This window comes from Marinomonas aquimarina (assembly GCF_900089755.1).
Taxonomy (GTDB): domain Bacteria; phylum Pseudomonadota; class Gammaproteobacteria; order Pseudomonadales; family Marinomonadaceae; genus Marinomonas; species Marinomonas aquimarina.
The window spans coordinates 95,930-109,429 of sequence record NZ_FLOC01000003.1 but is presented as its reverse complement, the minus strand read 5'-3'; the positions used below and the strand labels follow the sequence as shown (position 1 = coordinate 109,429).

At 48.6% G+C, this 13,500-nt stretch carries 11 protein-coding genes; 2 read left to right on the top strand and 9 right to left on the bottom strand.

The annotated features are described in order from the left end of the window. Positions 1-21: 21 nt before the first annotated feature. The 3 genes from MAQ5080_RS04150 to MAQ5080_RS04140 all read right to left on the bottom strand — a co-directional run bounded on the left by MAQ5080_RS04150 (position 22) and on the right by MAQ5080_RS04140 (position 3,396). The gene (locus MAQ5080_RS04150; protein ID WP_067207198.1) at positions 22-1,005 is read right to left on the bottom strand and encodes an aldo/keto reductase; all 984 of its coding nucleotides are present in this window, start codon (positions 1,003-1,005) and stop codon (positions 22-24) included. Between the two features lie 78 nt (positions 1,006-1,083). Then, the gene (locus MAQ5080_RS04145) at positions 1,084-2,031 is read right to left on the bottom strand and encodes a Gfo/Idh/MocA family oxidoreductase (protein WP_067207200.1); all 948 of its coding nucleotides are present in this window, start codon (positions 2,029-2,031) and stop codon (positions 1,084-1,086) included. Between the two features lie 150 nt (positions 2,032-2,181). Next, positions 2,182-3,396: a LysR family transcriptional regulator gene (locus tag MAQ5080_RS04140; RefSeq protein ID WP_067207204.1), complete on the bottom strand. Its 1,215-nt coding sequence runs from the start codon at positions 3,394-3,396 to the stop codon at positions 2,182-2,184. A gap of 284 nt (positions 3,397-3,680) precedes the next feature. Here MAQ5080_RS04140 and MAQ5080_RS04135 point away from each other — a divergent pair, with 284 nt between their 5' ends. Continuing rightward, complete coding sequence (locus MAQ5080_RS04135) at positions 3,681-6,479, top strand: ligand-binding sensor domain-containing diguanylate cyclase (protein WP_197464570.1); 2,799 nt, start codon at positions 3,681-3,683, stop codon at positions 6,477-6,479. 100 nt (positions 6,480-6,579) lie between these two features. Beyond that, on the top strand, positions 6,580-6,891 hold the full coding sequence (locus tag MAQ5080_RS04130) for a high-potential iron-sulfur protein (protein WP_067207215.1): 312 nt from the start codon (positions 6,580-6,582) through the stop codon (positions 6,889-6,891). Between the two features lie 80 nt (positions 6,892-6,971). Here the strand turns inward: MAQ5080_RS04130 and MAQ5080_RS04125 are convergent, their stop codons facing one another. From MAQ5080_RS04125 to MAQ5080_RS04100, 6 genes are all read right to left on the bottom strand, one after another. Further along, on the bottom strand, positions 6,972-7,778 hold the full coding sequence (locus tag MAQ5080_RS04125) for a M48 family metallopeptidase (protein ID WP_067207218.1): 807 nt from the start codon (positions 7,776-7,778) through the stop codon (positions 6,972-6,974). 18 nt (positions 7,779-7,796) lie between these two features. After that, positions 7,797-8,156, bottom strand: coding sequence for a DUF2750 domain-containing protein (locus MAQ5080_RS04120; protein WP_067207221.1), 360 nt, complete (start codon positions 8,154-8,156; stop codon positions 7,797-7,799). 119 nt (positions 8,157-8,275) lie between these two features. After that, on the bottom strand, positions 8,276-9,346 hold the full coding sequence (locus MAQ5080_RS04115) for a BMP family ABC transporter substrate-binding protein (RefSeq protein WP_067207224.1): 1,071 nt from the start codon (positions 9,344-9,346) through the stop codon (positions 8,276-8,278). A 56-nt stretch (positions 9,347-9,402) separates the two neighbouring features. After that, a complete protein-coding gene (locus MAQ5080_RS04110) occupies positions 9,403-10,335 on the bottom strand; it encodes an ABC transporter permease (protein WP_067207229.1) in 933 nt (310 codons plus the stop codon). A gap of 9 nt (positions 10,336-10,344) precedes the next feature. Continuing rightward, positions 10,345-11,412, bottom strand: a complete 1,068-nt coding sequence (locus MAQ5080_RS04105; protein ID WP_067207232.1) for an ABC transporter permease — start codon at positions 11,410-11,412, stop codon at positions 10,345-10,347. Beyond that, on the bottom strand, positions 11,409-12,869 hold the full coding sequence (locus MAQ5080_RS04100; protein ID WP_231915729.1) for an ABC transporter ATP-binding protein: 1,461 nt from the start codon (positions 12,867-12,869) through the stop codon (positions 11,409-11,411). The genes MAQ5080_RS04105 and MAQ5080_RS04100 overlap by 4 nt, the downstream gene beginning before the upstream one ends. Between the last annotated feature and the right edge of the window lie 631 nt (positions 12,870-13,500).

The window sequence follows — 13,500 nt, the reverse complement described above, 5'->3', positions numbered from 1 at the left end:
AAGACTGACTGGAAGCGTTGATTAAAACTCTTCTGTATCGATCTCTTTTTGCTGGACGGCGTTGTAACGTGTGCCGCTAACATTGCTCTGGTTGATCATATCGTTTAGGTCGTTTAATTGACCAGCTGACAGTTTTACATCGCTCGCAGCTAGGTTATCGCGCATATGATTGACGAAACGTGTGCCTGGGATCGCTACCACGTGATCACCTTGATGTAGGACCCATGCTAGCGCTAACTGAGCGGGTGTACAGCCGATCTCTTTGGCCATCTCAAGGAAGTTGTTTAGCAATGCTAGGTTAGTTGGGTAGTGCTCATCATTGAAGCGTGGCATGTTAAGGCGAATGTCGCCTTGTTCTAGCTCGTCAGCACTGTTGACTGCGCCTGTGAGGTAGCCACGTGCTAGTGGACTGAAGGCAACAAAAGTCACGCCAAGTTCTTTGGTGGCTTCAAGCGCAGCGATCTCAGGGTTACGAGTCCATAGTGAGTACTCAGACTGTAGTGCTGCGATAGGGGCTTCTGCATGGGCCTTACGCAGTGTCTCGGCTGACACTTCAGATAGACCGATCGAGCCAATTTTGCCTTCTTTAACCAAGTCATTCAGTGCGCCGACACTTTCTTCGATGGCGACGTTAGGATCTTTACGGTGTAGGTAGTACAGGTCGATGTGTTCAACACCAAGGCGCTTCAGGCTGTTTTCACATTGCTGGCGAATATTGTCAGGGCGGCCGTTGATTTCTTTTTTGCCATCGACAATCGCCATGCCACATTTGCTGGCTAAGAAGAATTCATTGCGTAGGTGTTTAAGAGACTTGCCTACGAGCAGTTCGTTTTTGCCACCGCCGTATAGGGTTGCGGTATCGAAATGGCGGTAGCCCATATCAAAGGCTTCGTGAAGGGCTTTCACTGCTTCTTCTTCCGCAACCGGTGAGCCGTATGCGTGAGATAGGTTCATGCAGCCTAGGCCAATGCTAGGTGTCAGTAAATTGGGGTGTTTGTTAGACATTTTCCTTGCCTCATTTATGGTCTGTATAAATGAAAAAAGCAGGGCATTAGGCCCTGCTTTTGGATCACTTGCGAGTGCTTAGTCTTCTAGGCACTGTTCAAGTTTGTGCAGTGTTTCCATGGCGTCGATGGCTTGCGTCACACAAGAATTTGGCGCGCGGCCTTCCTCGATTGCAGCGATGAATTCACGGTCTTGCAGTTCGATACCATTGTTCGATACGGCGACGCCAGAAAGGTCGATCTTATTCTCGTTGCCATCAAACAGGTCATCGTAACGAGCAATGTAAGTGCCGTTGTCACAGATGTAACGGAAGAAAGTGCCGAATGGACCATCGTTGTTGAACGAAAGAGACAGAGTACAGATAGCACCGTTTGGTACTTTCATGCCGATGCTCATGTCCATCGCGATGCCCAATTCTTCATGGATTGGGCCTTGAAGGGCTTGTACCTTCGTTGCTACTTCACCTGTTTGGTATTGGAACAGGTCTACTGTGTGACAAGCATGGTGCCATAGTAGGTGGTCAGTCCAAGAACGTGCCTGACCTAGGGCGTTTTTGTTTGAGCGACGGAAGAAGTAGGTTTGCACGTCCATTTGTTGAACCTTCAGTTCACCGGCTTCGATCTTATTGTGGATCCACTGGTGAGAAGGGTTGAAGCGACGTGTGTGACCTGCCATCGCAACAAGACCCGTACGCTTTTGTACTTCAACGACTTTGCGTGCGTCTTCGATGTTGTCCGCCATTGGGATTTCTGACATCACATGCTTACCCGCTTCCAAACATTGAATCGTTTGGGCGGCGTGCATTTGTGTTGGTGTTGCCAAAATCACGGCATCAACGTCATCGCGAGCAAGCGCTTCAGCTAGGTCAGTAGTGTAGTGTGGTACGCCGCGTTCTTCTGCGAACGCTTTGATGGCATCAGGTTTGGTGCCCACTACAGAAACCACTTCAGAGCCTTCGATGGCTGCAATGGCGTCCATGTGTTTCATGCCGAATGCGCCAGATGCACCTGCAATACAAATTCTCATTAGATATCTCCTAACCGTTGTCTTGTTATTCTAAATGAGTGTTTAGACTCGTAACTGTATTCGTTCAATCTAACATCGACTGTATCAATGATGTAATTCGTTAACCAATAATGCTATTTAAAAAAAGCATAGCAAGTCTTTTTTATAGGCTTATCTGAACTGGTCGCATATTTCTCTTAAAACACTTAAGAAGTGAGACTGAGTAATGGTTGGCAGCCAGTTTTTACGGACGCAAAGGCCAATGGGACGACGGGTATGCTCCAATGGATAGGATAAGATTTTGAGTAAGCCTATGTCGACTTCACGTTCCATCTGGTGCTTTGAAATCAGGGTTAAGCGATCACTTCCTAACAGTAACTCACGGATCAGGATCTGTGAACTGGATTCCACAATGCGACTCGGTTGCTCACAATCCGCCTGCTCAAAGATCTCCTTAAAGGCGTGACGTGTTGGTGTGCCTTCAGCGGGAACGACCCAGGCGAACTTGGCCAGGTCCTGTGCCGATACGGTTTCAAGAGACAGTAGTGGGTGTCCAGCACGACAAATAATCGACAGTGGCGGATTCCACAACTCTTCTTGAATCACATCGTCTGCTGGGGCAGGGTAACGTAGTGCACCCAAAACAATATCAATATCGCCATGACGTAAGTGATGTAATAAGTCAGGGTAAGGCCCTTCGATGACCTTTACGTTAACGTCTGGGTGTTGGTCGCCAAAACGCAGGATCGACTTTGGTAAAATCGTCGTACGTGCCAAAGGCATGCTGCCTAGGGAAATGGTCGAGACATCTTTGAACTGCAGGGCGTGAATTTCATAGATCCCCTGGCGTAATTCGTTAAAGGCAAGCTTAGCAGCTTTGGTAAGCGTCTTAGCTGCGTCGGTGGCGTTAATGCCGGTGTTGGTTTTGTCAAATAGAGCAATGCCAAGTAGTTTCTCTAAGTCTCGAGCTGCACGGTGCACTGAGGATTGGGATACCCCTAAGTTACGACTGGCGATACTGAAGTTTTGCACATCGCAGACGGCGACTAAGGCTTTTAGTTGAGTGGTACTGATTTGCGCTAACACATTAGCGGACAAAGTGTCTTTTAGAGACGGTTCTCTTAGCAATTCTGCTGTGGAGTCTCTTAGATAATTCAAGGAGCGAGTGACACGCTTTTGCCATAAAATGCCGGACTCTGTTGGATACATGCCATCCGAATGCCGCTCGAAAAGATGTGTTTCAAGCTGCTTCTCTAATTTTGCAATGGCTTGTGTGATCGCTGGCTGGGATAAGTAGATTCGCTCAGACGCTCGGGTAATGCTTTTTAGTTCGCACACCGCAAGAAAAACACGCAAGTGCCGCAAATTAGGAATTTGAATATCCAAAACAGGCTCCAATCATTGATTTTGAGAGACTATATCAAAATTGAATATAGTTTAAAAAGACTGCTTTTGTTAATTAAGATTGTCTTGACCCTTTGTCGGGTCATGACCAAGCATTAAAAGCCTACATTTTTCCTTATATTTACGCTATGTTGGCTGAAGTAGATGTAATGAGATTTAGCATGCAAACGAGTCAGATCAGACGCACTTTCAAATGGATCCTCTGTATATATAGCGTTTTTGTCAGCGCTTGGTTGTATGGCGCGTCAGGCTTTAATGACTACTTCATGGAAGTATGGACGTCCCATCAGGGGCTGCCACATAACAGTGTCAATGCGATCACGCAAACGGACGACGGTTATCTGTGGTTTGCGACTTGGGAAGGGGTGGCCCGTTACAATGGTCTTAGTTTTGAATTATTTAGCCGCGATGTAAAAACGGGGATTGCGGATGCTGGCATTCGCACCCTTGTGGCGGATCAGCAAAATCGTCTCTGGATTGGTGGTGCGCGCGGCGGTCTGACCCTGCACCAAGATTTTAGTTGGTATCCGCAGGCCTTAGCAAAGAGTCTTATCAATCATGTATTGGTCGATCATGAATCGAACCTTTGGCTTGCTGTAGAGGGGGAAGGCGTCTTCTTTCGCCCTTACCTTGGTAACAACGAATATGGCAACGGGCGTCAGGTGCTCGATGTCGGTGCCTATCGCCTTGTACAAGCCACCAATGGTGTCATCTACGCAGCAACCAGTGCCGGGGTCTATCGTGTCAGCCAGACCAATGCCGAGCAGTTGAGCATTCCAAGTGTACCGGATAAGACGCGAATTTATTATGTGGCCAGTGATCATCAAGATGAGTTGCTAATTGCCTCTGCTAAAGGGGCGTGGCGCTTTGATGGCAATACTTTTAGCCCAGTGGCTGAAGAGCTCAGTGGATCCGTGGTCACCTTAATCGAAGAAGATGATGAGGGCACCTTGTGGTTGGGGACCTTAGATAAAGGTTTGGCACGAGTGGGTTATCGACAAGTGGACTATATCGACACCCAGTCGGGGCTACCTAATAACCGTGTGATCTCATGGTTTCAAGATGTGGAGGGCAGCATTTGGGTCGGCACCAATGGCGGTATATTACGCTTGCGTACCGCGCCGTTTCAATCGGTCGATGAGCAAGCTGGACTGTTAGGGAACTTTGTTCGTACCGTGTTACAAGTGCCTGGTGAGCGTTTCCTAGTGGGTTCCAGTGAAGGTTTGAGCTTGCTTGAAGATGGTCAAGCTTTTCCAGCCTCAGACGATCTTGTGGCGCGCCAATCCGTACTCAGTCTTGCCGCGCTTGATTCTGGGGACGCCTTAGTCGGCACCCAGCGTTCCGGTGTGTATGAGTGGCGCATGGGGAAGATGCGACAACTCTATAGTCAAGGCAATGGCTTGCCAGCCAATGAAGTTCGAGCATTATTGGAAGACTCTAAAGGTAGGCGCTGGATTGGCACCGTAAATGGTTTAGTGCTGGTAGAGTCGGATGGCTCTATGACGCAAATTAATCAGCACAATTCTGACTTGCCAGACGATTACATCATGGCGTTAATGGAAGATCATCGTGGCAGAATTTGGATCGGTACTGCCCAAGGTGTGGCGTTTTATGATCGTCGTAACCAAATTAAGCAGATTGACATCTCTACTTACGAGGGGGCCCAGTATGTATTTGGTTTTTACATTGAGCCTGGCTTTATTTGGATGGCGACCGATCGTGGCTTGCTACGCTATGATGCCATGCAAAACACCCTGAGCGGTATCGGAAAGCCGGCCGGACTGCCCATCGATAAATTTTTTCAGGTCATCTACGACCACATGGGCAGTTTTTGGTTAAGCAGCAATCGGGGCATCTGGAAAGTTGGCTATGTTGAAGCCCATCGCGTCGCCTCCGGCGAGCGTCATACCGTTAACTTTGAGCATTTTGGTGAAGAGGATGGCATGGGTAGCAGTCAGGCAAATGGCGGCTCAAATCCTGCGGCGGTCAGCTCACGCGGAGGTAACTTGGTGTTTGCCACTGCCAATGGGATCGCTCTGATTCGACCTACGGCACTGAAGCAACTCTATCAATATCGTCTTCCTGTCGTGGTTGAAGAAGTCGATGCGGATGGCGTTAAAGTCAATCCGAAAATTGATAAGCAACTAGGCGCTGGTGTTAACCGGGTACGCATTAAATTTGCCGGGCTGAGTTATATCATGCCGCAGCGCTTGCAATATCAAACCAAACTGGTCGGCTTTGAAGAAGAGTGGAACTACCATGGTAACCAAACTGTGGCGGAGTACACTAACCTGCCACCGGGGCACTATGAGTTCTTGGTCAGCGCGCGTTACCCTTATGGTGAGTGGAATGCCACAAAACACTCGTTGAAGTTCGAAATAGAACCATTGCTTTGGCAGCGTAAAGATGCACAGTTGCTGGCAAGCTTAGGATTACTGTTTTCTATTGGTAGCTTGATGTATTGGCGCGTCCATTCTTTGAAGAGCCGTCAGCGTGAATTGGCGCAGCAAGTGCGTATCAAAACCCAGGCGTTAAGGGAGCAATCTGAGCAATACGAGCGTCTCGCCAAAGAGGACCCTTTGACGGGATTGTATAATCGTCGTGCGTTCGATGAGCGGGTGCGTCGTGATTTTATGATGGCCTCCCAGTCTTTACGCCAGCTCAATATGGCGATCGTAGACATTGACCACTTTAAACAAGTTAATGATCGTTTTTCTCACTTAGTCGGAGATGAGGTTATTAAGCTGGTTGCTCATTACCTCCAATATACGGTGCAGCCACCGAATATTGTGGCGCGCTGGGGCGGTGAAGAATTTACCTTGCTGATCCATGGTGATGAGGAAGAAGCCGAGAAGTTTTGTCAGAAACTGCTGGTTGGAGTGTCTCAGCTGGAGTGTGAAGCCTTACACATGCAATTTAACTTGACCGTCAGTATTGGCTTATCGAATGCATTGGGCTGTAGCGATTATCAAACCCTGTTAAAACGTGCCGATCAAGCCTTATATGAGGCCAAAGAAGCGGGGCGGAATCGGGTGGTTAAATATCAGGAGTTTCGCATCTATTGATGCGCAATTCATGATTTAAGTCATGTTCTGAGAATGATTCCACCCGTAGTCTTAAAAGTAATCAACAGACTAACGAAGGTTAGGAAAGCAGGAGAGAAGTATGATTGATAATGGTCGTCGTAAATTTGTAAAAAAAGGATTGTTTGGTCTAGCGGCTTTACCTTTTGGTATGGGGGTGCTAACAACGAAGGCGTTTGCAGCTCTGCCAATGTTGGATCCAGAGGCGCCTAATGCCAAGGCTTTAGCGTACACACCAGACGCCTCAACTGCTGCGTCCCATCCGGCCTTTAAAGCAGGCAGTGATTGCGCTAACTGTAACTTCTTTAATGCTGAGACGGGAGCTTGTCCATTGTTTGCAGGTACAGCCGTAGAAGCGCAAGGTTGGTGTCAGGCATGGGTTAAGCGCCCTTAACCTAGAGCACACTAAAACGAACTAAAAAAGCTCTTAAGCTGTGGAAGGCTTAAGAGCTTTTTTATAAACATTGCTGTGACTCAATAGCATTTGGCCGCTTGGTTGGCGGCTTTTAGCGAACTGTAAATTTGCTTAGGTGCTGCCATTGCCGCATTGAGATCTTGCATGCGTGTTTGGTGAGATGGGTGAGTGGAGAGAAACTCAGGAGTGCTACTGGCGCCTTTTTTCGACATGTTCTGCCACAGTTTGATGCTCTCTTCTGGATCAAAGCCAGCTTTGGCCATTAGATCAAGTCCAATGACATCGGCTTCAGATTCATGAGTGCGGCTAAAGGGTAGAATAATCCCGATTTGGGCGCCAATCCCAAGTCCTTGAAAGATAGCCGCTTTGGTTGCGGAATCTTCACCAGAAAGCTGGTATCCCAGTGCCAGTGCTTGGCTGGTAGCGAGCTGTGTCGAGACACGCTCATTGCTGTGTCGCGCCAACACATGGCCAACTTCATGTCCCACTACGGCCGCTAATTGATCTTGGTTCTGTGCAACCTCAAGCAGGCCAGTGTACACGCCAATTTTGTAGCCAGGTAGAGCAAAGGCGTTGACCTGTTCATCATTAAACAGAACCACTTCCCATGCTTGCTGGCGGTGCTCTTGCGGTAAAACGGCAATGATGCGGTCGGCAACACATTGGACATTTTTAGTCGCTTGCGTGCTACCAGAAGCCGGTGTACTGGATTTCATTTCGGCAAAGGAAGCGACACCCATTTCATTGAGTTGACTGTCAGGCAATAACACCAACTGCTTGCGGCCGGTTGGTGAGGTGCTGCATGCTGTCAGCAGAGCTGTGCTGACAAGGCCGATAGCAATGTTGCGAAATAATTTAGAGGTCATGAGGTTATCCTCTTAGGCTTATCCTTGAATGTCTTGCAGCAGTTCAGAGGCTTGTACCACGATGCCTTCGCCTGCCATGTTCGGTGCAACCCCTACACTGACGCCGTCATTGGCCATGCCTGGCAACCAGATATCCGTGAATGACTCGTTACTGACATCTAATGCACTAAAGCCTTCGTGCTCTGTTTTCGCCCATTCGTTGGCCATTTCTTCACTAGGCCAAACGGGTAAAACCCTTTCACTACCGATGCTAACGTTTAGACAACCTTCTGCGTCCGCTAACGCGTAACAAGTCCCGCCATTTTTGATGTGGGCCACAAATAAATCATAGCGGCTTTGACTGGTTTCTCTAAAAAAAGTGGTGTTATCAAAAGTCATAATTTTTTTCTTCAATAAAATTTATTCGATAGTAACACATGAAACTATATCCGATAGCTCAAAAAAATGGGCAGCCCTAGGAGGCTGCCCATTGCGCAAATAAAAAGGAGAAGTGTGAACTAACGTGGAATCGCGTCAGTGATGCCTTCAACGTACCAATTTACTTGTGCTAGCTCCGTATCCGTTAGACTATGACCTGCTGGTACCACCACATTGCCTTTATTGTCCATAATCGGGCCTGTAAAGGGCTTGAATTCACCGGATTTGATTTGCTCGTAGGTCTCATCAATTTTCGCACGAACGTCATCGGGCAAGTTGTCATTGATGGAAGCAAGGCTGAGCATGTCTTCACTAAAACCGCCCCAGAAGTCTTTCGGCTCGTAAGTACCGTCCATGACTTCCTGAGTAACTTTGATGTAGTAAGGAGCCCAATCATCGCGTACTGAGAACACGTGAGCGTTTGGCGCAAAGCTGCTTTGATCCGAGGCTTGGCCAATGGCACGCATGCCACGTTTCTCTGCTGCGATCAGAGGCGCAGGGCTGTCAGTATGCTGTAGTAACACATCTACGCCTTGGTCCATTAGGGCGTTCGCCGCGTCAGTCTCTTTACCTGGGTCATACCAAGAGTTCACCCATACGATTTTGATTTTAACTTCAGGGTTAACGCTCTTAGCTGCCATATAGGTCGCGTTGATATCGCGGATAACTTCAGGGATTGGGAAGGAGCCAATGTAGCCAATGGTATTGGTTTCGGTCAGCATGCCGGCTGCCACACCAGAGACGTAGCGACCTTCATAGGTACGCAGCACGTAGGTTCCCATGTTTTTAGAACGCTTATAGCCAGTCGCGTGCTCGAAGGTCACCTTAGGGAAACGTTTCGCCACTTTAAGAGTAGGGTTCATAAAGCCAAACGACGTGGAAAAAATTAGGTCGTTTCCGGACTTTGCGAGTTGCGTAATCACTCGCTCAGCATCAGCGCCTTCTGGAACGTTCTCGACGAAAGTCGTTTCAACTTTGCCATCAAAGAACTGTTCCAGTTCTTGGCGGCCGCGATCGTGCTCGTAGCTCCAGCCTAGGTCGCCAACAGGGCCCACATAAACAAATCCAACTTTGAATGGGTCATCTGCCGCTTGCGCTGCGCCGACACCTGCTAGTAGGCCAAGACCTACAAGTAAGCTTTTTAGTTTCATTCTCTGCTCCTTTTGTGCCCGAAGGCGTTTTCTATTAAAGACAACAAAATGGGGAATTAGGCCATCTGACGTGGATCAAATGGCTTGCCTAGCGAACGTGGCGCTAGCAATTTTTCTTTGTACTTATCCGCACCGATAATCACCATGACGACAATGGTGGCCACGTACGGCAACATCGCCAGTAAATTAGGGGAAATAGACCAGCCCATACCTTGTAAGACAAGGTGCATAATGCTTGCCAAGCCAAACAGATAAGCGCCCAAGACAATATTGCCAATGCGCCACGAGGCAAAAACCACCAGTGCCAGGGCGATCCAGCCTCGGCCGGCGGTCATGTTTTCAACCCACATCGGCGTGTAGACCAATGACATATAGGCACCGCCAAGGCCAGCCATGGCGCCGCCAAACATTACGGCCAAATAGCGTACTTTTAGTACCTTAATGCCAATGGCGTTGGCCGCATGCGGATTCTCACCTACGGCTTTTATGGTCAAGCCTACACGCGTTTTATTGGCAACAAAACCGATTAAGATCGCTAGGACTATGGCCAAATACACCAAAGGATCATGGCTAAATAAGACTTTGCCAAGCACTGGGATCTCAGACAGTAGCGGAATATTAAGCGGTTGGAAGCCGGTAATGGTGTGACCAACGACACTGGCACCAATGAACGCGCTCAGGCCAGTACCAAAGATGGTCAAGGCCAAGCCGGTGGCCACTTGATTGGCCCCTAAGTGCAGCACCAAAAAACCAAAAATGAGGCTCATTAACATGCCAATTAGCATGGCGCCGATAATGCCCATGCCAGCGTTTCCCGTCGCGTAAGCGGCCATAAAGCCCACCACGGCACCCATTAGCATCATGCCTTCTTGGCCAAGGTTGAGTACCCCAGTTTTCTCACAAATCGCCTCGCCGAGTGCGATAAACAGTAAAGGTGTGCCCGTTTTTATGGCTGCGAACAGCACCTGAGTAATTAGATCAATGTCCATGTGTTGCTCCTAAGCCATATTTTCGCGGGATGGGACGATGCGGTAACGGATAAAGAAGTCACACGCCAACAGGAAAAATAGTAAAACCCCTTGGAACATGCCGACCACTGCAATCGGAATCCCCATTTCAATTTGTGCTAGATCGCCGCCCATGTAGAGAATGGCCAAGAAAGTCGCAGCGATGATGGCACCAGCAGGGTGCAAACGGCCAAGGTAGGCGACAATGATGGCAGAGTAGCCGTATCCTGGAGAAATATTAGGCGTCAATTGACCAATTGGACCAGCCACTTCGGCAACCCCTGCAAGCCCTGCTAACGCACCGGCAAACAGCATCACAAACCAGCTGATAGCTTTGGCGTTGAAGCCCGCGTAAGTGGCTGCGGGTTCGTCAGCGCCATACACGCGAATCTTAAAACCTAAGTGGGATTTACTCAGTAGGAACCAAGCCACTAGCGCCAATAATACGGCCAGAACCACCCCTAGGTGGACGCGGCCACTGTCAAACAGTACAGGTAGTAGCGTCGCATCTGAAAACAACGCGGATTCAGGGAAACCAAAGCCTGCTGGATCACGCAGTGGACCATGCACCGCCCAGATCAAAAGATACAAGGCGATGTAATTCAGCATGATGGTGGTTAAGATTAAGTTAGAATTGAACTTGGTCTTCAAATAGGTCGGAATGGCCGCCCACGCCATGCCCGACAAAATGCCAGCAAACAGGGTTAACGGCATGGCTAGGGCAGAGTCAGAGTCGACAAATTGCAGCGCCATAGCGCTGCCACCTAGGGCGCCAGCCAATAATTGGCCTTCGGCGCCAATGTTCCACATGTTGGCACGGTAACACAGGGAGAGGCCAACCGCACAAAGCAGTAAAGGCCCCATTTTGACCAGCATTTCACTGATGTTGTAGGCATCTGATAGGGGCAGTACCAAGAGTACATGCAGAGCTTGGATAGGGTCTTTGCCCAAAGCAGAAAATAGGACAGAACCAAAAATAAGCGTCAGCACAATGGCCAAGAATGGCGACGCAAAGGTCATAAGTGTACTCGGTTCGGTACGAGCTTGAACGCGGATCATGTCAGCGCCTCCGAAGAGTTTGAGTCGTTAATAAAAGTACCAGCCATCCATTGTCCGATTTGGTCAATAGAGGTGTCTTCGGTACGCACCACAGGCGATAAGTGACCATCACAAACAGCCGCCATACGATCGGCCAGCAAAAACAGTTCGTCGATGTCTTCAGAGATAAGCAGGATAGCGGCGCCTTGGTCACGCAGCTGCAATAAGGCCTGGTGAATCGCTAGGGCGGCTCCCACATCAACGCCCCAAGTCGGGTGGGCACAAATCAAGACTTTAGGGTTTTGACCAATTTCTCGTCCCATAATGAACTTTTGTAAGTTGCCGCCACTCAGGCTTTTCGCTTCAGAAAATTCACCATGGCATTTGACGCTGTATTGGTTAATCAGGCTCTTGGCGTACTCTTTTACCGCCGCCCAATTCACTAGGCCTGATTTAACAAAGCCACGGCTGTGTGTCAGTAGTGTATTTTCAGATAAGCTCATTTCTGGCACCGCACCACGCCCTAAGCGTTCTTCCGGTACGTAAGCAAGACCTGATTTGCGACGCGCGCCCGCTGAGAGCACGCCTAAATCGGCGCCGTCCAAGGTCAGCACATTTTTCAGGGAGCGGCTATCTTCACCACTGATGATCGACATGAGCTCTTCTTGACCATTGCCCGCGACCCCTGCAATGCCGAGAATCTCTCCCTTTAACAGTTCGAAATTGACAGCTTTAAGCGAGGTGCCAAAGGGATTCTTCGACGCTAGGGTTAAATTCTTGGCGGCAAAAATCATCTCTTGGCCATGGGCCTTTTCATAGCCCGCGTCTTGCTCCGCCAGATCGCCAACCATCATTTTGGCAATGGTCGCAGGTGTTTCATTGGCGGGTTCGCAGTCGCCAACAAATTTACCGCCACGTAAAATGGTGGCGTTGTGACAAATCTCAGTCACTTCATGCAGTTTGTGGGAGATGAACAAAATACTGCAGCCTTCGCTAGATAGCTGACGTAGGACCGTGAATAGCCCAGCCACTTCCTGCGGTGTGAGGACAGAGGTTGGCTCATCAAGGATCAATAATTTTACCGATTGCACCAAGCAGCGCATGATTTCGACGCGCTGACGTTCGCCGATCGAGAGAGAGTGCACATAGCGCTCAGGGTCGACGTTTAAACCGTAGGCCTTGGATAAATCGCGAATACGCTGTGCCAGATTACCGATCTCGGACAACTGCTCTTTGCTCAAACAGAGTTCGATATTTTGCGCAACAGTCAGGGTTTCGAAGAGAGAAAAGTGTTGAAACACCATGCCGATGCCCAAATCACGGGCGATCGAAGGAGATTTGATGTCAACTTCGTGGCCATCCCAAATGATTTGGCCTGAATCTGGAGATACTACACCATATATGGTTTTCACCAAGGTGCTTTTGCCGGCACCGTTTTCACCAAGTAGCGCATGGATTTCCCCTGGCATTAGGGTCATGCATATTTGGTCGTTGGCAAGACATCCGGGGTACTGTTTAGTGATATTCAGTAATTCTAAACGCGGGCTAGAATTCTGCTTTTTCAATGTTTCCGACACCGTTAATACTCTATCTATAATTGGGTGGTCTGCTGCTGTAACAGCAGCTTGGACGGCTTTCTGTCTCGTTCTACTCTGTCGTCCTTGGCTTATGGGACTGACAATCGCGTTCTTCTATGCCGCTGCGGCGGGAAAAACTTGTCAGTCTGATAGGTCGTTATCAATAAGTGTGCCAATACTATTAAAAATAGTCGAGGGGCACTAATAAGGCGCGAAGAATACGAAATTTTCACTTGTTTGTCTGCATGGTCAGCTTTTTAAGAAGGTAATATTTGCTCTGATTCGCAAATAATCCTGTTTTTTCGGTCAAAATTGAACTGATATGGTGTTAAGTTTAACCAAATGGTCCAGAATTAGGCATAGGCGCATGACCCTTCCATAGTGTAAAATATCTGCCAATATCACGGCTTGAATTAAACCATTCCTTCTGGCCAGTCGCTTTCATGTCGTATAGGACAAACGTTGTCTTTATTTAGCGAATATTTGCAAAAACTAGCTTTGATTGGGTCACGAAACAGCGCAGATGTTGACC